This window comes from Methanosarcina sp. UBA289, from assembly GCA_002496565.1.
In the GTDB taxonomy this organism is placed as follows: Archaea; Halobacteriota; Methanosarcinia; order Methanosarcinales; family Methanosarcinaceae; genus Methanosarcina.
On sequence record DAKJ01000025.1, the window covers coordinates 38,472 to 60,253 of the forward strand.

18 protein-coding genes are annotated in these 21,782 nt (G+C 39.3%); 6 read left to right on the plus strand and 12 right to left on the minus strand.

Features of this window, described 5'->3' with window-relative positions:
* Position 1: 1 nt before the first annotated feature.
* Both BP549_RS13955 and BP549_RS13960 read right to left on the minus strand, forming a co-directional pair.
* Positions 2-1,030: a DUF354 domain-containing protein gene (locus tag BP549_RS13955; protein WP_292381611.1), complete on the minus strand. Its 1,029-nt coding sequence runs from the start codon at positions 1,028-1,030 to the stop codon at positions 2-4.
* Positions 1,031-1,432: 402 nt separating this feature from the next.
* On the minus strand, positions 1,433-2,401 hold the full coding sequence (locus BP549_RS13960) for a glycosyltransferase family 2 protein (protein WP_292381613.1): 969 nt from the start codon (positions 2,399-2,401) through the stop codon (positions 1,433-1,435).
* Positions 2,402-3,504: 1,103 nt separating this feature from the next.
* On the opposite strand from BP549_RS13960, the gene BP549_RS13965 reads away from it, so the two are divergent.
* Positions 3,505-4,698: a CPBP family intramembrane glutamic endopeptidase gene (locus BP549_RS13965; protein WP_292381616.1), complete on the plus strand. Its 1,194-nt coding sequence runs from the start codon at positions 3,505-3,507 to the stop codon at positions 4,696-4,698.
* Between the two features lie 345 nt (positions 4,699-5,043).
* On the opposite strand, the gene BP549_RS13970 is transcribed toward BP549_RS13965, so the two are convergent.
* From BP549_RS13970 to BP549_RS14000, 7 genes are all read right to left on the minus strand, one after another.
* Positions 5,044-5,307 (minus strand): hypothetical protein, encoded by a 264-nt coding sequence (locus BP549_RS13970; RefSeq protein ID WP_292381618.1) that lies wholly within the window; start codon positions 5,305-5,307, stop codon positions 5,044-5,046.
* A 441-nt stretch (positions 5,308-5,748) separates the two neighbouring features.
* Entirely contained in the window at positions 5,749-6,348 is a 600-nt protein-coding gene (locus BP549_RS13975; RefSeq protein ID WP_292381621.1) for an indolepyruvate oxidoreductase subunit beta, read from the minus strand.
* Positions 6,345-8,147, minus strand: coding sequence for an indolepyruvate ferredoxin oxidoreductase subunit alpha (iorA, locus tag BP549_RS13980; protein WP_292381623.1), 1,803 nt, complete (start codon positions 8,145-8,147; stop codon positions 6,345-6,347). Before iorA ends, BP549_RS13975 begins: the two co-directional genes overlap by 4 nt.
* A 298-nt stretch (positions 8,148-8,445) precedes the next feature.
* Complete coding sequence (locus tag BP549_RS13985) at positions 8,446-9,246, minus strand: helicase HerA domain-containing protein (RefSeq protein WP_292381626.1); 801 nt, start codon at positions 9,244-9,246, stop codon at positions 8,446-8,448.
* A gap of 317 nt (positions 9,247-9,563) precedes the next feature.
* Positions 9,564-11,582, minus strand: a complete 2,019-nt coding sequence (locus tag BP549_RS13990; protein ID WP_292381629.1) for a cation:proton antiporter — start codon at positions 11,580-11,582, stop codon at positions 9,564-9,566.
* A 628-nt stretch (positions 11,583-12,210) separates the two neighbouring features.
* Positions 12,211-12,876, minus strand: coding sequence for an orotidine-5'-phosphate decarboxylase (gene pyrF / locus BP549_RS13995; RefSeq protein ID WP_292381631.1), 666 nt, complete (start codon positions 12,874-12,876; stop codon positions 12,211-12,213).
* Between the two features lie 4 nt (positions 12,877-12,880).
* Positions 12,881-13,834, minus strand: a complete 954-nt coding sequence (locus BP549_RS14000; RefSeq protein WP_292381633.1) for a deoxyhypusine synthase — start codon at positions 13,832-13,834, stop codon at positions 12,881-12,883.
* Positions 13,835-14,198: 364 nt separating this feature from the next.
* Between BP549_RS14000 and BP549_RS14005 the strand changes: the two genes are divergently transcribed.
* Together BP549_RS14005 and BP549_RS14010 are read left to right on the plus strand one after the other, a co-directional pair.
* Positions 14,199-14,867 carry an ABC transporter ATP-binding protein gene (locus BP549_RS14005; protein ID WP_292381636.1) on the plus strand — a complete coding sequence of 223 codons (669 nt, stop codon included), beginning with the start codon at positions 14,199-14,201 and terminating at the stop codon, positions 14,865-14,867.
* 167 nt (positions 14,868-15,034) lie between these two features.
* On the plus strand, positions 15,035-15,829 hold the full coding sequence (locus BP549_RS14010; RefSeq protein ID WP_292381638.1) for an ABC transporter permease: 795 nt from the start codon (positions 15,035-15,037) through the stop codon (positions 15,827-15,829).
* 117 nt (positions 15,830-15,946) lie between these two features.
* Here the strand turns inward: BP549_RS14010 and BP549_RS14015 are convergent, their stop codons facing one another.
* Together BP549_RS14015 and BP549_RS14020 are read right to left on the minus strand one after the other, a co-directional pair.
* A complete protein-coding gene (locus tag BP549_RS14015) occupies positions 15,947-16,339 on the minus strand; it encodes a thioredoxin family protein (RefSeq protein ID WP_292381641.1) in 393 nt (130 codons plus the stop codon).
* A 389-nt stretch (positions 16,340-16,728) separates the two neighbouring features.
* Positions 16,729-17,163 (minus strand): hypothetical protein, encoded by a 435-nt coding sequence (locus BP549_RS14020; protein ID WP_394339085.1) that lies wholly within the window; start codon positions 17,161-17,163, stop codon positions 16,729-16,731.
* 622 nt (positions 17,164-17,785) lie between these two features.
* On the opposite strand from BP549_RS14020, the gene BP549_RS14025 reads away from it, so the two are divergent.
* Together BP549_RS14025 and BP549_RS14030 are read left to right on the plus strand one after the other, a co-directional pair.
* Positions 17,786-18,535, plus strand: coding sequence for an RNA ligase partner protein (locus BP549_RS14025; protein WP_292381643.1), 750 nt, complete (start codon positions 17,786-17,788; stop codon positions 18,533-18,535).
* 221 nt (positions 18,536-18,756) lie between these two features.
* Complete coding sequence (locus tag BP549_RS14030) at positions 18,757-19,989, plus strand: methionine adenosyltransferase (protein ID WP_292375962.1); 1,233 nt, start codon at positions 18,757-18,759, stop codon at positions 19,987-19,989.
* Positions 19,990-20,010: 21 nt separating this feature from the next.
* Here BP549_RS14030 and BP549_RS14035 read toward each other — a convergent pair whose 3' ends face one another.
* Entirely contained in the window at positions 20,011-20,880 is an 870-nt protein-coding gene (locus tag BP549_RS14035) for a geranylgeranylglycerol-phosphate geranylgeranyltransferase (protein WP_292381733.1), read from the minus strand.
* Positions 20,881-21,510: 630 nt separating this feature from the next.
* Here BP549_RS14035 and BP549_RS14040 point away from each other — a divergent pair.
* Positions 21,511-21,782, plus strand: a 272-nt coding sequence (locus tag BP549_RS14040; protein ID WP_292381646.1) for a hypothetical protein, incomplete at its 3' end; no start/stop codon positions are given.

Below are 21,782 nucleotides of genomic sequence, written 5' to 3' on the forward strand. Positions count from 1 at the left end.
TTTACTGATCTCCTTCTAATATTTCCTTGGTCATCGATACAACGGAATCTTTTGCTTTCTTAGATTTTGAAAGATCAACAGGTTGATTATTCTTTCTAGATATAACATAATCTACAATATTCTCCACATTCCTAGAGTGAAATATTCTTCCCTCATCTACTAAATACTGATCAGGAGATAGCAATATACTGCTAGGGAAAAAAGAAATTGATGTTGTACCCATGCATGCAGCCTCTCTTGCAAGTGTGCCAGATCCTGTTAAAATAGCGTCTGCATAATAACAAAGGTCAAGACCATTGAATGCTCTTTCGGGAATAAAAACATTGGTACCCTCTGCATATCGAGCATCACCTTCATCCCGAGGAATGTAAACTACATTAATGTTTTCTTTTGTAAATGCATTCAATAGCTCTGGAACTATACTTTCCTTATCTTTAACATATATTGATGCTAATGCCTCAGGCCTTACAACAATGAAATTTTCAAAAGGAAGAGTATCTAAGAAAGAACTGTTAGGAATGTAATCTGCAATATAAATATCTTCTTTAATTCCATCAAAAGCTAGTAATTTAGATTCATCATAATAATTCTTAAAATTATCATAACAGACCTTAGGCACTATTGTAAAATCTGCAAGCGATTTTAGTTTTGTTTCAAAATCTTGGATAGAGCTTTTTTTTTGAATAAATTTCAAATCATTATCACAATACATTATAGATTTTTTTCTTCGAAGCTTAGAAACAAAAACAGACATCCCATTCTCGAAGGAAAGAGAACAATCAAATCTTGGTGTAATAAGAGATAGATCCAGAGTTCTAAAAATCATACCTAGTATTTTTTTTGCGGGATTAGTATAATCTCTGCCAACAACCGTATTATTTATTTTAAAGTAATCTGCCAAGTCCACTGTTTCTGCACGATTTCTTGTGGTTGAAATTATTTCATATTCATACAAATCCTTGAGGAGTGAGTTGAAAAATTGAACGTCAGATGGATTTATCATATCAATCCATAACTTATTATGTGTCATAGAAACTCCATATTTAGTAATAAATATATTATTTAATTATATTCATCAAATGAATATCTCAAGCTATACCGTCATAGCCATGGATTAGTAATAAAACTGAGGCGTTACTTGACGTTTCCATACTTTTGAGTTGTCCTGCTATTAGACGTATCGTGATCCTCGTGAACCTTACAAATATATATGTATATATAAGAAGTAAGAGTAGAAGAACCGTCAGCAAGAGATCTAATGAATATTCATATTTTTTCGAAGATGTATACACTGATACATTATATCTTAATTATTTTGCTTTTTAGACACTTACAAATACAGATATCAAACTCACCGATCATATTTAGGTAAATATCAAATGTAACTCGTAATATTTTCAAGAAAAAGTCCCCACTTTACTCTATTTTTCATTTAATTAATTCTCGAATCCCTCAAAATTGCAGATATCGAATGCAGCAAGATACCTGTTAAAGCCATGAAACTACCTACAATAATAAATAGAACCATTAGAATAGTAGGGCCGAAGTACAGATTTTTTCCGATAACGAATTCTCGCAGGAAAAGAGCTCCCATAATAATACCGCCTATTCCAAGAGCTGCTCCAGGCACTGTCAGGTAGTAAAGGGGCTTGTTGAATTCAATATCTTTTAAAATCATTAGAAGAACCCCAAAACCATGTTTTATCGGGTGTTCGGTTGAACAGTCAACATCATATCGAACACCAATTTCAACCTCAGCTATGCGGAGGCCGGATTTACCAGCATCTGCAAGCATTTCGCTTTCTATAGCCATGCCCTGGGCTTTAAAGCGGAAAATATCTTTTGTTGAGGCTGAAAATGCGCGAAAGCCGCTCTGGGAATCGGTAATATGAAGCCCTGAATTTAGGTTGGTAACTTCGTCCAGAATAGTTTGTCCAACGCGACGGTAGGCAGGAGTATTCTTGTCCAGGCCGTTTAAGTATCGGCTGCCGTTGACCATATCTGCTTCGCCTTTAATAATTGGCTCGATGAGTTTAGGTATCTCTGCAGGGTTGTGCTGACCGTCGGAATCCATGGTAACTATTATATCTGCACCCAGGTCGTCAGCGGCTGCAAATCCGGTTTTGAGGGCAGCTCCTTTTCCTTTATTTACTTCATGAACAATTACCTCGGCTCCTGCTTTCCTGGCAATCTCAGCCGTCCGGTCTGAACTCCCATCATCGACCACGATTACGCTATCGGCATAATATCTGGTAAGTAGGACTACACTTCCGATGGATACTTCTTCATTAAAGGCAGGAAGGATCACCGTGACATTTTGCGGAGAGGTCCCCTGAACACATGGATTTTGCTTCTGTGCTGTGCGCTGGGTACTCTTACCCACAAGGATTTCGTTGTTCAATTTGGATGACCCCTAAACATAGTGAAATATTTAGAGTGAAACTTGAATTAGGCCTTAAAAGGCATCTGATTTAACTTAGCTCATCCCAAAACCAATATTTAGATTCATATCAATAAAAGTTACATGAACCATTATCGTGATAAGAAACTTGATTAGTCACTCGGAATTTAAAAATTCAGAAATACTAATTTAGGTTTTGAAATCAGCTGAAAGACAATATAACTGTGTATAGATTATACTATATTAACTTTTGGTAGTCGAGTATTTATATAAAATAAAGAAGTTGATGAATAATTAAATAGAGTAGTAATAAATAATGATTTAATACAATTGGTAGACTTATTATGATATTATTATATATTTGAGATAATTAAATAAAAGATTTTTAAATATTTATATTTATATATATATAAATATAAAAGTCTAAAAAAATACTTTTTATAAGAATATAAAAGTAGAATCTCAAAAGAGATAATTGGAGAACTTAAAACGGTTCTAGCGCATACTCATTAATATATAATTATATCTGGAAGAATTCTTTCTACATACCTAAAGTTTGAGTAGATTTGCCGCAACTTATGAAGAATAAAAAGAAGGAAAATATAATGTACCGAAAATTCTGTAAAATATAATTAACTCTGTATCTTTTTTCATCCCCCACAAGGATAAATGATACTCAATGCTTAAATTTTACATAGAAAATTGTGTAGAGATGAGAAAGATAAAATTCACCAACTAATTATCTAATTTTGAAATATTGTAATGTTACCTTCTAAGTCAATGTTACCTTCTAAGTCAAGCATTTTTAAAAGGTTGTGATAAAAGCGTTACGCCTGTTAATCACACCGCTGATTGAAGTTTTCAATCAAACCTTTTCTCAAAAGGTTTGTGGTCAAGCTTTCCCCTGGAAAGGGGGCGATCAACTTATTTTAAAAAATTTATTTTAAAAGATTGTGATCAAGCAATATCATAAAAGGCTTGTAGGAATAAAGAAGTAGTGAACTATAAATAAAACTTTATATATTATTTACAATAAGAACTTGTGGAATACCAGGCAGGTCTGCACAAATAGGTGTAAATTAGCCCTGAAAGGAGAAATTTCTATGAAAAAAAGAATCATTCATAAAAAACAAAAAAAACTGAATCTTCTAATAATTATTTCAGTGCTTAGTTTAGCTTTACTAACAGTTTCTCCTGCATATTGTAATGATTCAAATAATTTCTCATCTTCACAGGCGAAGCCTGTTCTGAAACTGATACCTGCCAACAATACGGGAGAACCAGGGTTTTCTAAATTTGTCTTATCTGATGAAAATTCAGGGGCTCTCCAGAAAATAGAACAATATGTCGATCTTTTTTACACATTTGGAGGAATCGGGGCAGCAGTTCTGATTATTTTAATGTATCGACATATGGCTTCAAAAGAGAAAGAATTGATAGAAAATCCTCCGAAAGATCTTTATCCGCATAAAATCTGGAAAAAATTAGGGCTTGAAGAAACAAACCAGGAAAAATACGAGATTACAAGGATCAGGCTCTTAACTGCAATACCTGTTGTGTGTATAGTCCTAGCCGAACTTCTTATCTTTGAAGGCAGAATAGAACTTGCTATAGGGATGCATATTGGAATTTTGATTGCTTTCTCTCTTTCAAATACAGTTATAAAGGACATCAAAGTATACAGGATTTATGAGGCACTAATGCTTCTCCCAATCCTGAGATTGGTAAATCTATCTATGCCTGTATTTTTTGAAACCACACTTTATACCTTCGTTTTCGCCTACGGTCCTCTTTTGATACCCCTGGCAATCATAGTAATGCATCAGCGAAACTCCTTTGAGCATATAGGGATTACTTCAAAAAATCTCCTAGCTTATACGATCCTTTCGATTCCGCTGGGCCTTCTGCTTGGGCTTGGAGAATACATGACCATCCATTCAGGCTACCTGATCCCTGACCTTTCCATCGGAAACCTGCTAAAACTCGCCTTTATAATGGTCTTTTTTGTAGGCTTAACCGAAGAACTTATTTTCAGGTCAATTCTTCAGACCAGACTTGAAGATGTGCTCGGTATAAGAGAAGGATTGATAATTACAGGTATTCTTTTCGGGTTCATGCACTCAGGATACGGAACCTTTTACGAAGTTTTATATACAGGTTTCATAGGAATTTTTATAGGCTTTGCTTTCTACAAAACAAGAAGTCTGCCCTTTGTTGCTATCCTTCACGGCTTTATCAATGTCTTCCTTTTCGGGATTCTGCCCCATTACTACCTGAATGGCTGGATAGGGTTTTGAGATATTCAAAAATCAATTTTAAGTTGATTAGAGGTACTTTTACAGCCTTGATTTCTGGTATTATCAAAACTTCCTGGAGTCAGGGCATGATAGTTTATTATTTTTACAAAGTCAATTTTTTTAAACTTAGACATCTAAGATGCAAACAAATCTGAAGAGTTGCCGACCCTGTAAATCAAAGATAAGTCTGAGAATGAGAACAATTGTAATACCAATCGAAGAATTATTAGAATTAGAAGTCAAACAAGTTTTTTGAGAGGAAACCTCTCAGAAAAGAATAAAAGCATTAAAACTGCCGATTTCTACAAAAAGGAAAAGTAAATATCATACTCTGTAAAGTTGCAATCAGATGATAGCATTAACCTTGAAATAGACAATTGCCGCAAAGCTCAGAAGCAAAGGAAAAATTGCCAGATTAAAAGAGTTATTAAGATACTTGTTCCATTTCTCAGATGCTGAAAGAACCTCTTTGAGAGAAAGGAGAGCTATAAGTCCAACAACTACTGCAGCCCCATAATGAGGAAGTCCAGGAGTTGTTATCATTGAAATTGCACTTGAAGCGGCAGCGCTTGAAGAAATCATGCTAGATGACATACTGCTTAGTAACATAGTAACACCCTCTACCGATAAAACACTTTTTCTAAATGATGAAGATACCTGCTTGTAGGTATTGCAAATCAATTAAAATAATGTTATATTAGAAAAGTACAATACCACAATAGTATAAAAAAGTTTTCTTCTAGGACATATTTATTAAGATTACTAAATTATATTTTCCATCTTCCAGATTAATTAACAGGGTTTTCGAAAATACAGGTCTGTACCACAGGTTTGTATATTAAGTCTGTATCGCAGGTTTGTATATTATATCATATGTGGGAAACTTTAGTTCTGAAACGGGATTCACAAATCCATTAGGAATTTGCTTGAATGTATGAAGAAAATTAAAGAGATTTACAAAAAGATGACTTTGCAATTAACGCACCCATCAAAATGACGTAAATTCCGTAGGAAGTGCATTCATCACTACAAAGGAGTAAGAGGAAAGGCTTAGCTTTCCTCTACTTTTTGCCTTCCTGCTTCAAAAGCCCTGAGATTTATTTCAATTGTTTTCTGTGGCACAAGGGCTTTAACACTGTCAAGCAAAGTTTCTTTTGAGATAGGTAGATAGCCCGAGACTGCCCCAACCATCACAACATTCATTGCAAGCCTGTTCCCGGCTTCAAAAGCCAGCTCATCGGCATTGAAGGCTTTGACTATGTACTTTTCAGAAAGGACGTCAAGAATATCTGAGACTTCCGGGTATTTTGTAAGGCCTGCAGTAACAGTTACAGGAATTATGGGATGCGTATTTACTATAATAATTCCGCCATCCTTCAGAAAATCCAGATACCGGATTGCTTCCATCGGCTCAAGAGCTAGTAGAAGATCTGCACCTTTTTTCGGGATCATTGATCCATAATCTTTCCCAACTCGGATATGATTTACAACCGAGCCTCCGCGCTGGGCCATGCCGTGAGTTTCCGCAGCCCGAATGGGTAACCCTGCAGTAACTGCGGCTTTTCCGATGATGTCCGAAGCAAGGATTGCACCCTGTCCACCTACCCCTGTAATAAGAAGGTCAAAGCTCTTTCGTTCAGCCTGGCTCATTTCTTCACCTCCTGAATAGCCTCAAACTTGCAGATCTGGGCACAGACCCCGCACCCACTGCAAAGGGCTGTGATCACAGCACATTTGTTTTCTTCGTTAAACTCAATTGCAGGGCAGCCGAACTTCACACACTGCTTACAGCCTTCGCATTTTTCAGGATCAACAACATACGGGACTCTACGTATACCTGCCCTTTTACCTGAAATCACGCAGGGCTGCCTGGCAATAACCACAGCTACGCCTTCAAATTCCTTTGCAGCCTTAAAAGCTTCCTGGGTTTCCTCAAGCCTGTAAGGATCGACAACAGACACAAATCCTGCACCCATTGCTTTGCAGAGTTCTTCAAGTGAGACCTGTACAGTTGGCTCGCCTGTTGCCGTATAGCCGACTCCCGGATTTGGCTGGTGCCCGGTCATGGCTGTAATACGGTTGTCTAGAATAGTAACCGTGATATTCGCCTTATTAACAATCGCATTCAAGAGCGAGTTCATGCCTGAATGGAAAAAGGTTGAATCCCCTATAGAGCAGCAGATAGGCCGCTTTTCCCCTGCATGATAAAGCCCTGAGGCAACACTGATACTTGAGCCCATACAGAGTGTTGTCTCAACTGTCCCATTCTGGATCCCAAGGGTATAACAGCCAATGTCACTTGGGTAAATCGCATCGTTTCCAAAGACCTTTTTCATGGAGTAGAAAGTTGCCCTGTGAGAGCAACCTGCACAGAGAGCAGGCGGACGGGAAGCAAGCTCAAGAGCCATATCTGAAGGTTCGGTTTCGATCTCAAGGTCGAAAGTTTTCATTAGAGTCTCAAGGAAGGCACTTACATTTAGTTCCCCTTCTCTCGGTACAAAACCATTAGTTTTTCCTAGCACCGAAACCTCAATTCCGGCTTCCTGTGCAATCATCTTTACCTGTTCTTCCACGATGGGCTCAAGTTCCTCGAACACAAGCACGGCATCTACGGTTTCAAGCAGCTCGAGAATAAGCTTTCTTGGAACCGGATAAGCTCCGATTTTAAGATAAGAAACTTCAAGTCCAAGCTCCACAAGTGCTTCTTTTGCATACACTGAGGCAATACCTGCACCTATTACTCCGAATTTTGCATCGGGTTTCAGCTCAAGGGAGTTCCAGGGGGATTCAGCAAGGGCATCCTCAATGGGCTGCTGGATAGAAAGGACATGCGTATGGCGCAGACGAGCGTTCTTTGGGAGCATGACCCAGCGGTCCAGAAGTTTTTCAAAATTAGGAGCCGCTTTTTCGACGGGGATTTCTCCGAGCTCAATATCAGATTTTCCATGCGAAATCCTGGTTGTTGGCCTGAAGATCACAGGAACCTCGAACTTTTCGGAAAACTCAAAAGCATAGGGCAGCATATCCTTGGCTTCCTGTGGGGTTGAGGGATCAAAACATGGCACAAGGGCAAACTGGGCGTAGCGCCGCGTATCCTGCTCATTCTGGGAGGAATGGCATGACGGGTCATCAGCAGCGATTACAATCAGCCCGCCCTTTGTCCCTGCATATGCAAGTGTCATAAAAGGATCGGCTGCAACATTCAGTCCGACATGCTTCATTGTCACCACAGAACGGACGCCTGTCCAGGCAGCTCCTACTGCGACTTCCATTGCAACCTTTTCGTTAACTGACCATTCTATATGGTAATCCCGGTCTTCTCGGGCTGCAAGCGTATCTATAATTTCCGAAGACGGAGTTCCGGGATAGCCTGCAATAACCTGCACGCCGCCTTCAAGAAGCCCGCGGGCGATTGCTACGTTTCCAAGCATGTACTCACGCATTGTCATAATTATTGTCTCCAGTATTCATACAGGAAAAAAATACCGTTATAATAACAGATTAAACATATTCTTATTGAGAGATATCAGCAAATTTGAATATTCTTATCGATTAGTGACAGCAGATTCGAAGTTCTATAAGTACAGCTTAGCAAACGAAATATGCTGTCCTTTCTGTATTATTCAAATAACACGATCAATAATATACTTTCGGATAAGTACCCTGAAGTTTTTCTTGCACGATCAGTTAACAAATAAGGGAAAAATAGAAAAGTCGGCTAACTAGTCCGACTAATAAATAAAGAACTCAATTTTTCCTGAGAAATTCTGCAAGCTTTTTAATTTCATCCAGCTCGAAATCAAGCTCTTCGCCTTTAAGAGATGCTTTAAAAATCTCTCTTCTTTCCGGAATTTCAGCCACGACATTCACGCAATTCACCGACGCCAGCATATCTTCCCTTATATCGGGTTCAACCTTATTAAGCACAAAATAAACCCTACATCCACATTGAGCGCCAAATTCATCGAATTTTTTTGAAAGCTTGAGAGATTCGTAGGAAGGGTCAACAACCACAAGGATAATGTCAAAGTCCTTATCGACCCCGCGCCCGAAATGCTCAGTTCCGGCTTCGGTATCCACAATTACGAGATCGTCCTTTCCCAGGTCAAGGTTTTCAAGAAACTCTCTGGTCAGAACTCCCATTGGACAGGCACAGCCCTCTCCGAAATCATGGATTTTGCCAACCGCCATTAGCCTGATGCCGTCCTTTTCTTCAACAAATTCCTGCGGCAGGTCGGAGAAACTCCACCTATTTTTAAAAAACCGGGATTTCTGCTGCGTTGGCTGTCCCTCATTACCCCCATTAGCTGCAAGCCCCCAGAATTGAGTGGTTTTCGGGGCCTTCTGCTTTTCTTTAAAGCCTTTCTTCCCTCCAAAATACTCCATAAGGTCACGTGGAGCTGCCATTCCTAGCTGGCTGTGCAGCCCATAATTGGATTCGTCAATATCAAGCACAAGCACATTTTTCGTTTTTGCCAATTCTTTTGCCAGGAGAGCCGAAATTGTGCTTTTTCCGCTTCCTCCTTTCCCGCACACTGCGATTCTCATATCCAGTTCACCTATCCCAGTAATTTACTCTGCTGAATTAAAAATACTTCCTTTAATAGGATTTAAACATATAAAATGCAAAATCAAATTGTGGGCGGCCACCCCACCCTAAACAGGCTGTCCGACAATTCAATTTCAGGTCAAAAACATGTAAAAAATAGGGTATATAGAGCCTTTAAATCAAAAAAATAAGGAATTGGATAATTACCAGTAGTTATTGTCGGACAGCCTGTAAAGAATGGATTTGTGCCTCTCTGCGCTCCCGGTTCAATAAAAACAACTTTCATACCAAAGAAAAAATGAAAAGAAAATGATATTTATTCGTGAATATTTTCAAAGAGCTTTCTGACAATATAAAGGTCCTCGGGTTTTCCTAAAAGAACGCAGGCATCTCTTGCATAGAGGAGGGAGTTTCCATCAGGAACATAGATCATTTTCGAATTACTACGAATAGAAAGGACTGTCACTCCATATTTTTTCCTTAATTCTAGATCTGACAGGCTTTTTCCGTCGAAACATGATCCTTCTCCTACTTTAACAACCTGAATATCGACTCCTGGAAGTCCATCCGTTAGATTGAATCCGCTATTAACACCTGTATCGACAGTCAGTTTTCGTATCATCAAGTAGCCATTAGCTCGCAAATCGTTAACCAGCTTTTCGATATCTTCCTGTGGAACGAGATACTTTTTCAGTATGCGGAAAAAGATCTCTATTGAGGTTTCGTACTCTTCGGGAATAATTTCATCTGCACCAAGGGTATTGAGATATTTCATTTCCTGTAAGTCCCGTACTCTGGTAATAATGCAGACGTTAGGGTTCAATTCTTTTGCCTTCTTGACTATTCTCCTTGTAGCAGCCTCGTCCGAGATCCCGATTACAAGAACCCTTGCATTCTTTATTCCCGCATGCTCCAGTACAGCCCCAAGCACCGCATCTCCATATTGTATATTTTCCCCTTTCATTTTTTCCTGCTTGACCGTTTCAGGGTCTGATTCTATGATAATATATGGGATACCTGCGGTTTTTGCAGCCTTTGAAATTGTCTTTCCGGAAAAACCGAAACCTACGACTATAATGTGGTCTTTAATCTCAGGTTCGACATCTGTCTTCTCTTGAAGAGAACTTGAGCAAAAACCATTTACAAGTTTCATGCCGAAAGCCGTCTCTGAAGCCTTTCTGACAATGAAATCAGCAGGCTTGTAAGAAGCGTTAATTAAAAAGGGCGTAGCACCCATGGTAAGGATTGAAACCGCCAGAAATGCCTGGTAAATCTCTTCTGTCAGGAGTGAATATCCCATTCCTAAACTGGAAAGGACAAAAGAGAATTCTCCTACCTGTGAAAGTGCAAGTCCGGTCAATATAGTTGTACGGAGAGGAGCTCCCAGAATGAAATTTACAACAACTCCAGCTATTGATTTTAGGACAATCAGGACGATTGTTGCAAGCACAAGAATCGGGAGGTTGTCAAGTAAATAATTAATGTCCAGAAGCATGCCTACAGACACGAAAAAGAAACACATAAATGTGTCTTTCAAGGGTAAAATATTACCCATTGCCTGCCGGCTGTACTCGGAGCCAGACATAATAATCCCGGCTAAAAGAGCTCCTAAAGCTGTCGACAGTCCGATACTCGAGGTAAAAACTGCTGCTGATAAACATATAAATACAACACTGGCTAGAAAGAGTTGTTTGCTTCCAGTCTTACCTACGTGGTAAAATATCCAGGGAAACAGAAATTTGTCGCTCAGAACAAAAACCAGAATAATGAGCAAGCCTTTGAACAGCATACTTGGAAGGGCTCCGTCAAAACTCACTGAATTTCCTGCAAGTATCGGAGTGATCAACATCAGAGGTACAATCGCAAGATCCTGAAATATCAGAATTGCAAGCGAAGTTTTCCCATGAGGAGTATTGACTTCATTTCTGTCCTGAAATACTTTAATTACTATCGCGGTACTGCTAAGTGAAATTAATAAACCGAGAAAGGTAGAGGTCGCTGAACTAAATCCTAGAGATGAACATACAACATAAACCATTGCTGTTGTAAAGAGCAGATGGAGAGTTCCCCCGACCATTACATCCTTTTTCATTTTCCAGAGTTCCCCTAAGGAAAGGTCAACTCCTATTGTAAAAAGAAGAAAGATTACACCAAGATCAGAGTTTAAGTCTGCAAGCTCTCCCCCACTTAGAATGCCGATTCCATAAGGCCCTAATAGCATACCAATTACAAGATAACCCAGCACAGGAGGAAAGTCAAATCTGTAGAAAATAGTAAGAATTAAAATGCCAAAGCCAATAAGAACATCGAGATATGCCAGTAAAGATTCTACCATTTATTTTACTCCTCTGGAGCCGGAGCAGAGGTATTTAAGTGACCGGACATTTTAAGTAAGAATATTAAATCTGAACATAGACTTGGAGTATTCATTAATTATCCTCAGTGAATTTTTAATAAAAATTGGATAAGTATTTAGTTTTATCAGTAAATATAGTATTTTTGAATAAACTTGAGCTTATCATATAAAAGTATTACCTACTCAAACTATTGTAACTCCTGTCTTGACCAACTACATTTTTTAGTTGGAGGATAGAATGTTTTTATCTATTTTCACAAACGACGATGAATTTTCTATCGTGACAAACTCATTTCTACATCAAATGCTTGTTATTGAGCAGATCCCAGAACTCAATCTTGTTTCCAAAATCTTGTATTCGGAATAGTCAAGCAAGCTGTAGATCATGAAAAATAATTCTGGAATTCTTACTGTTTTAGAAAAAGCTGGTTTTGTAATAGACTCAGTACCAACTCAATGAGGATAGTAATTAACGAGATATTCAATTTTTGTGCCTCAGAACTCATAGGGCTCATCATGAAATCAGCCAGATTTTTCATCACAGGCACGTAGTTGAGATTAGAAGTGTATTTTAAAATAGCTACCTCTTCCAGAGAAAAATATTCTTTTAGTATTCTCCCCGGAGCTCAGCCTGAATTTCCTTAGCAATTTGCTGGGCAGCTTCTTTTGGGAATTCCGCCTTGTAGATGCTTCTTCCTACAATTACCCAGTCTGCTCCTGCAGCAATCACATCAGACGCTTTTCCTCCCTGAGCGCCAACTCCAGGCGAGATGATAGTTAGTTTGTCGCCGATAATTTTTCGGATCTTTCTTACTCTTTCAGGTCTGGTCGCCGGGGCAACAAGGCCGAAAGCTCCTGCTTTGGCTGCCATCCTTGCAATTGCTTCTCCGACAGGCTGGAGGAATTCGGCTCCGCCCGGGTGGCTCATTTCACTTACCACGAACACATCTTTTCTATACTCGGAAGCAACCTCTATACAGGCATCAAGGCTGTCCCGACCTGTGAAGCCCTGAACAATGACGGCGTCAGCTCCTGCTTCAAATACCTGCTCGCAGATGAGGCGATTGGTATTGGGAATATCGGCAACCTTGAAATCGGCTATTATAGGGGCAAATTCGGCAAGTTCCCTGATAATTCCAAGCCCGGTAGCAAGCACGAGAGGATAACCTATCTTTATAGCGTCCACGAATTCCGAGACATCTTCTGCAATTTTAAGAGCTTCTTCCCTATCGGAAACATCCAGAGCAAGAATCATACAAGTTTTCCTTTCCATAAAATCACCTCTTTGAAAGGCGTGTACGCACAGCTGCAACCATGAGCGGGAGAGTAATAGTTGCATCTGCGTAGACAGTTACGGATTTTGCGTTTTCTCCTACCTTTCCCCAGGACTGAGCTTCGTCAAGCGTTGCACCACTCAGACCGCCGGTCTCAGGGCGGTCCATTGTCAACTGAATTGCGTAGTCAAAGGATCTGGGAGTCACAAGCATGGACTGCAGAATATAATTTTTCGGAACTCCGCCCCCAAGAAGCAGGGCGCCTGCACTCTCAGCCGCATAACAAATTTCCATAAATTCGTGCATATCCCCAAAGGCATCCACATGCATAGGATTTCCTTCCTTATATAACCAGGCCTGAAGCCCTATTACCGAATCAGGAAGGGCAGGGCAATACACAGGTACACCCATGTCTGCTGCGGTTTTCAGGATAGAGGAGTCATCATCAAGGTTTTTCCCAATCTCGGTAAGCACCTGCCGGATCGAGAGCTTTTCTTTCGGGAGCCCGGCATAGACACTCTGTAGAAATTCTTCAAGGTCTGTAAAGTGCTGGTCAGGAAGATAAACATCGTAAATCCTGTCTATGCATTCGTTCCGTAGCTGGATATCATTTGCACAATCCGTGCCCTTATAGTGGTGAAGACCTAGAGCCTCAACCGTGTCGTGAACCATGTTGGCTCCGGTTGTGACAAGCACGTCGATATAGCCGTCGCGTATCAAATCCGCAACAATGTTCCTCATACCTGCAGGAGTCATGGCACCTGCAAGCCCGAAAAATTTCGTAGTTTTTTCGGAAGCCAGCATCTCATAATAAATATCTACGGCCTCAGCAAGCCTGCCTGCTCCGAAGGCACAGCCTCTGTATTCCCTGACAAGATCGTCAACACTCATGCCGGGATTGATCTTTGCAGCTTTGATTGGGGTCGAAAGTTTTTTGTTTGGAGTATTGCAATCCATTCGATTTCCCTCATGAAAAGATATGATAGGACCTGATAGGACCTATTTTTGATAATTTTCAATTTTAGATTATTTTGAACCGATGTAGGTTTACTTGAAACACATAGTATATGATAAACTTTCTCTTTACACATCCCGGCCTAAAGTGAAAATGCAATAATCAAGAGTACCTGTCTGGAATAAAATCCTACCGGAAATTAAGCGTTCTGAGAATTTTAAATATTCGGAAAAATTGTTAGGTATTCTAAAAATTCTTAAGCATTTAAAAAATAATAAAACATATGATATCGGATTAATAAGTAGAAACCTCAGGCCAGATATAACCATGTAATATTAATATCTCCCAGGATTAATATTTAAGAACATGTCTGTTGAGCCATTAAATAACGAACTGATAAATAACGAACTGATAAAATACGAGAGTATAGGGATTTCGTTTGGTAATAGAAAGGTACTTTCAGGTTTCAACCTGACCGTAAAGAAAAATCAAAAAATCCTCTTAAGGGGAAAATCCGGAGTAGGAAAAACCACCCTTTTAAAAATGCTGCTTGGCTTTACAAAACCTTCGGAAGGAACCCTCTATTTCCGGAACCGGGTAATCGATTCCAAAACCTGCTGGGAGGCTCGAAAGGAAATCGCTTATGTAGTACAGGATACCGATCTTGGGGAAGGAAAGGTTAAAAACCTGTTAGGCGAAATCTTTTCTTACAGAGCAAATAAAGAGAAACTTGACTCTGAAAAATTGTGGACTTTTATGCGGGAGCTGGAGCTGGAAGACAATATTCTTGAGAAGAATTTCCAAGAGCTGTCTGGGGGAGAAAAACAGCGGGTAGGAATCCTCATTGCCCTTCTCCTGAACAGGAACATATACTTGCTTGATGAAGCTACTTCTGCTCTCGACGCGAAATTAAAAAAGAAGGTTGCAGATTATTTCCTTGCGCGAGAAGACTGGACCCTTCTGATCGTCTCCCATGATAAGGAGTGGGAACGCGACTGGATGAGAATAATAGATCTTGAAACCCAATCCTGGTAAACTTCCAGAACCAACACTCAAACAAAATAAGAAATAAAATAATAACGAGACAGCAAACAAATGATAACGAAACAATAAACAAATGATGAAAGAAATGACAGACAAAGTGATAAACGAAACAATAAATAAAACAATAAACAAAAAACAAAACCCAAGAAGACTGAAAAATGCCGATTTATGATATAAGCTATACGTCATTAATTTTCTGTTTTTTCTTACTAATAATTCCGATTTTCATAAGCCGAAAAATTCGGCTTGAACTCGAAAAAAGCACTCTGGAAGCTGTCTTCAGGATGTCAATCCAGCTCTTTTTTGCAGGACTTTTTCTGAACTTTATTTTTAACCTGAATAATGGGCTTTTGAACCTGGCCTGGGTAGGTTTAATGATTTTCTTTGCGTCCTATACGGCAATAAAAAGTGCAGACCTGAATGTAAAAAAACTCTTTTTACCCATTATTATATCCATTGCATTTTCAAACTTGGTGATTCTCTTATATGTCAATAAATTCGTGATTAATCTGGAGAATCTCCTTGACGCACGCTATCTAATCCCTATAGCGGGAATGTTGCTTGGAAATGCTCTTAGAGGAAACGTGGTAGGGATAGGTGACTTTTATAACGATATAAAGCGAAACGAAAATCGTTACCTTTACAGCTTATCTATTGGAGCAGGCAGGTATGAGGCAGTTATCCCATACCTACGAAAAAGTCTAAGGGCTGCAATCAAGCCTACTCTTGCAAACATCTATTCTATTGGGATTGTCTCTTTGCCTGGAATGATGACAGGACAAATCCTTGGAGGAGCAAGTCCTCTGATTGCCATTAAGTATCAGATTACTATTATGGTCGCAATCTATGTCTCAACCCTCCTGAGTACAACTCTCAGCATTCTCACAAGCTTCGGTACAGCCTTTGACGATTACGGACTCGTAAATAAAGAGCTATACGAGAAAAGTTCATGAAAAATGGTAACTGAAAAATGCAAGAATTTGAGAACACCCACTTGAGGGTGCAAAAGCTTGAAAATACCCATTGAGAGCTAAAAAAGTTGAAAATGCCCATACTTCAGATAGGGTGATTCACGCGTATCCTGTGATATCCTGTCCAATTGGAGTGCTTTTTCTTATGCATTCCTCTCCATAATTGATCATATCTTCAACTGCAGTTTTCAGAATAGAAGGATATATCTGGCCTACCTGCTCCCATACAGGCCTTCCGTGACAGAAAAACTTAAACGTAGGCGTGCCCTGAACTCCGTACCGTTCAGCAGTCCAGGGACTTGTTTCAATATTTATGCGGGCAAAGACTGCCGAATTTTTGAATTCCGTTGCATAGTTCATAAAATAGGGTTCCATAGCTCTGCAATAGGGGCAGGTAGGGCTGTAGAACATAACAATAACTGGCTTTTTAGAGCTTTCTACCACTTCTCCCCATGTCACATCTTCAATTTCGATCACATTGCTTCCGTTCAATTAACTACCCCCGAAGTTTTGAATAATTCAACAGAAAGAATTAATAGAATTTCAGGCCTGTCGAAGTCAGCCATTTACTAGACTATTCATCAGACTAGTTATACTCTACTTTTATAAGATTAATATTTATGCTTAATGAAATTAAAATTCATGCATCTGCGGATAGGTTCCTTGAAAAAGTATTTTAAAATATTACTTTGTTTCAAGCCAGGAAGTTTAAAAAGTAGTGAAGAAAACAAAAAATCTGAGAATAATTAGAAAAAAGTGACAGAACTGAGTTTTCAGTTCTGTACTGCGCGGATGATATTCTCAGGAACTGTTATCCAATTCCTGCTAATTGACTAAAAAATTCAGGTAGAGGAGGTTAAGTTTACAGAAAGGTTTTTCATTTAGACCCTTTCTTCTTCACTCTCAGGGCTCATTATTTCACAAAAGCATGTGCTGCAAACGTATTTGTCATCAAGGCACGTTTCTTTAAAGTTAACTTTAGGGCCGCCCGGTTTTGTGGTTGCTTCTCTGAATACATAGAATTTTTCGTTAAATTCGATTGGCTGGCCGCATCTCGAACATACGAAAGGTGGATTTTCAACCGAGTCAATTGCACACTCAATACATATCAGATCGGACTTATCCCCGTGAACCTCTTTGAACTTTATTGGTTTCATATCCAGGCTGGTGTCCACAACCAGTACGTCTTCCAGCAGTTCCCGACCACAAATATTACAATACTCCTTCATTGTGTCGCCTCCATTGTTCAGAGGATTTCTCACCAATCCCTGTGCTGAGCCTACACAAGGCCTCAATATCTCCGTGTTTGCACTCAAATCATATTCCCCATTTTCAGCTTATTACCCATACTCATACCGAATCGGGCTATTTTGAGGTGTCCAATCCGGCTCAGTTTTTTACACCATTGAGCTGTGTTTTACCTGCTGACAGCCTAATGCCAGCTTCTCAATCCGAGAAGATCGGCCCAGAGCTGAAAAAGCAAACAATGCGAAGGAACATAATAATGTTTTTATTAAAGTGTTCTTAAAAATACTTTCCGCATTTAAGTCGAAACAATATTAGAAGATACATTACAAAAATACGTTTTAAATCGCTTTCTAGTCTCTGGTTTTAACTTCCCTATGGAAATATATGCCTTAAAACTATATACAGTTATTGATTTTGATCAAAAACTAAGTGAATAACTAAGTGAATAATAGATAAAAGATTACTAAATAAATATAAAAAAGATGAAAAACTAGTAAATACTCAGAATAAAAGCTAGCAAATAACCAGAAAAAAGTTAGGAGTAAACTGAATGAAAGCTGGTATAAACAAAATGTAAGTTACTGAGTAAATAAAATATGAGGGAATAAAGAAAATAAAACAAAGAATCTTATTTATCCTTGATCAATACATAAGACGATAAAGAAGATTATACAAAAGGGTTCGAAAAAAATGCTCAAGCAGAGATTTGTGCTGGATACTACAGCATTAACGGACCTGCAGACGCGTGAGGTTATGGGCTATTCTTCTCTTTGCGAAGGAATGAAAGCTATCCTTGACCTAATAGCCGATGCTCGTCTGCATTTCGGGATAAGTTGTTATGTGCCCTATCCGTCAGTATATAAAGAGATGTATGAATTTGCTAGCCGTAATGGCTGTGACAGAGAAGTTGTGGCTAAAATAGATACCTGGCTTGTTAAAAAATCTCCGGATAGGTATAGAGTTAGCGTAACTTCTCAAATATTTCATGAATATGTTGCTTATATGCGGGATAGAATTAACAGGGGAATGGGAGTAGCAGAAGATGCGATATGGGAGGCTGCTACTGAATGTCTCTTTATGGAGAATCCACAAAACAAGAAAAAAGAATATAAGGAAGAGGTTGAAAGGGAAGTAATCGGGGGAATCATTGGTAAATTCAGGAATAAATATAGGGCTGCCCTGAGATATGGAATTCTTGATAGTGCTCCGGATATTGATGTTCTCATCCTTGCCAAGGAGCTTGATGCCGCAGTTATTGCAAGTGATTATGGGATTGAAAAGTGGGCCGAACAGCTTGGGGTCCGCTTTGTGCCTGCAAATGTTTTTCCCATGATGATACAGGAGTACCTGAAGCATCTTCCGGAAAGTGAAAAAGAGCCAGAGTCAGAAAGCAGAGACAAAGGCAAAGAAGGATCATCAGAAGAAATAGAATTTATCTAAATGTTTCTATTTTTTGGAAGCTATGATAATATAAAAAGTCTGAGATTTAATGAGATTAGAGGCTTATTAAATCAGATAATAATTTGGGGTTTAATTAGGGGAATTATCTTCAGGCTTGTACTAAAGCTGTGAATCTCAGTGAAAAGTAGATGACTTCATCATCAAGCCTTATGAAATTGTAGATTCAAGAAACTGTGCCTAAGATAGTTGGGGGTAAGAGTTTGAGAAATATAGTTATAGAAGAATTAAAAGCACCTGAAGTTTACCGCCAGAGAGTTGAGGTTGTCGAGAGAAAAGGACTGGGACATCCGGACTATATCTGTGATGCCATAATGGAACAAATTTCAGTAAACCTTAGCCAGAAATACCTTGAAACTTTCGGGACTATCCTGCACTATAATATAGACAAAGGAATGCTCGTTGCAGGAGAAGTGGAAGGAAAATTAGGCGGAGGAAAAATTGTAAGCCCTATGAGACTTATAATCGGGGACAGGGCGACTTTTGAAGCGCAGGGAATAGAAATTGATGTTCCCGAGCTTGCGGTCAGTACGGCCCAGCAATGGCTCCAGGAGAATCTCCGTTTTGTGGACCCTGAAAATCTTATTTACCAGATTGAGCTAAAAAGAGGTTCTGCAGAACTTACGGATATCTTTAGCAGGGGAAAAGAAATTCTTGGAGCAAACGACACTTCTGCAGCAGTTGGATATGCACCTCTCAGCCCCACTGAAAAGCTTGTTTTCGAATGCGAGCGATATCTGAACTCAAGAAAGTTCAAAAAAGAATATCCGGAATCTGGAGAAGATGTAAAAGTTATGGGACTAAGGCATAAGGAAGATATGCACCTGACTGTTGCAATGCCGCTTGTGGACAGTTTTGTTGAATCGGAAGAGGATTACTTTAAGAAGAAAATCGAGCTACATGAACGAATTGAAGAATTTACTGCCGGGTTTGCAGAAAAAGCCAGGGCTGAACTCAAGGCCTGTATTTGTGTAAAACCGACGGTTTCTCTAAATACTCTAGACATTCCGGGTAGGGGGATAAAGGGAATTTATACCACAGTAACCGGCACTTCTGCAGAAGATGCAGACGGTGGGCAAGTAGGACGTGGAAACCGTGTTAACGGAATAATTCCGCTAAACCGTCCTGTTAGCAGTGAAGCAGCCGCAGGTAAAAATCCTGTAAGCCATACAGGGAAGATTTACAACCTTCTTTCCCACAGGATTGCAGCGCGAATCTACAACGAGGTACCTGATATTTCCGAAGTTTATGTTTGGCTTTTGAGTGAAATCGGGACTCCAATCGACCAGCCTCAGATTGCAACTGCCCAACTGATAATGAAGAAAGGGTCAGTTAGCGACGTAGAAAAAGAGGCAATCGAGGTAATGGAGAAAGAGCTAGAGAATATACAGGCCTTTTCCATGGAATTAGTTGCAGGAAAATGTCCTATTTGCTGAAAATCGCTTTGGCCGGGAAAATTACACTCCGGCAATGAAAGCAATGAGGGCAAAGAACATTGCGATCTTAAACATTTTTGAAGATTTCGTAGGATTGTTCCGAGCAAGAATCTGGTAAATGGCTGCAAGAAATCCCAAGTCTGCCAGAAGGACAAGGTAAAGATACCGTATACCAAGTACCGACATACGGTAAGGAAGAGGGCTCAAAAACACAGCCAAGAACCCTATAAGTACTGCAAGGTAACTTGCTTTTTTCGCACCAACCCGCAGAGGCAGGGTATCTGCTCCTTCCAGTTTATCGCCTTCCATGTCCTCAATATCCTTTACAATTTCTCTGGCAGTTATCGCAAGGGCTGCCAGCAGGAAAAGCACAAAAAGGGCTTTGAGTCCTTCAAACCCGAAAATCGAGGCCCCAAATAGGAAACTTGAGCCTGTAAGGTAGCCTATACTCAGGTTTCCCAGAAAAGGCGTGCTTTTGAGGGTTTTTGCATAGAAGATTAGCAGCAGGGAATTAAATAAGGCAATAAATCCGCAAATCTGGTTAATTGAGAAAGCCAGAATCGCTCCCAGAGCGAACAGAATATAAGAGAAATAAAGAGCTTCTTTTAACTTTATCCTGCCTGACGGAATAGGCCTCTCAGGGCGATTGATTGAGTCTATTCTGATATCAAAATAGTCGTTAATGGTATTTCCTGCGCCCGCAATAAAAAAAACGGCCAGGAATATAAGTCCTGAAAAAAATAAAGGAAATTTTTCAGGGCTATAAGCACTCGGGGCATTAGAGGCCAGGATATTAAAAGCTATCAGTGTTCCAATTACGGCTGCAAAACCCGCCATGAGGCAGTTTCCGTATCTCATAATTTCCAGATATGTGCGTACGCCTGCAGACATCACAACAAAGCAGTAATATAAAGTATTAAAGGTATCGGATTTTGTCTGCAAAACCGCCGCCAAAGTTCCATAAACATTTTTTGAAAAGGTTTGATCACAAGCCTTTTCAAAAAAGGCTTGACCGAAAGTTCCAGCAATAAAATAGCCGAACCGATCAATTGGCGCAAACATTGAGCTCAAATCTACTGATATATGGATAATGAGGCAAAGCAATACTCGATAAGACTTATCTGCTCAATTTTCATTTAGGGATGATGGTTTAATTATATAACTTGTTATACATATTATATTAGATATATATAAAGAAAGGATAATATTAAGTAAAACAAAGTTTTATGTCTTAACATTCTTACCTTTGATATCTATTAAAGATTAGCCAGTTTAAAGACAGGCATATATAAACGAATTTGCTCTCTGAGCCTTAAATCAGAGTCTCCTTGTGTCGTAATGAGATTCGTAACACTGGCGCTTAGAACAAAGAATACATCTTAGACTACAACTTAAATTGGGAAAAATTTACTGTAAGTAAATTTCTGGATAATATTTCTATAAATTACATGATTACTCGTCGATGACCTACTGGTGTACAGACATTTCTGTTTACGGACATGTGGGAGGAGTAAATAAAAAATGAAAGTCGGTTTTTTTAATTCTTTAGTTTATATATTATTAATAATGCTAATAATTCTTGGAATGACTCCCGGCATGGCATCTGCTATAAAGGAAAATCCCGGAGACAATGAAAATTCAGTATCAAATAGCGGAAGTTCAGATACAGGAGATTCAGTCTCAGATAGTGGAAGTTCAGACACGGACACAAAGGACTCAAACACAGGTACTGGAAGCTCGGATTCAGGATCAAATAATGGAGACTCAGATTCAGGATCAAATAATGGAGACTC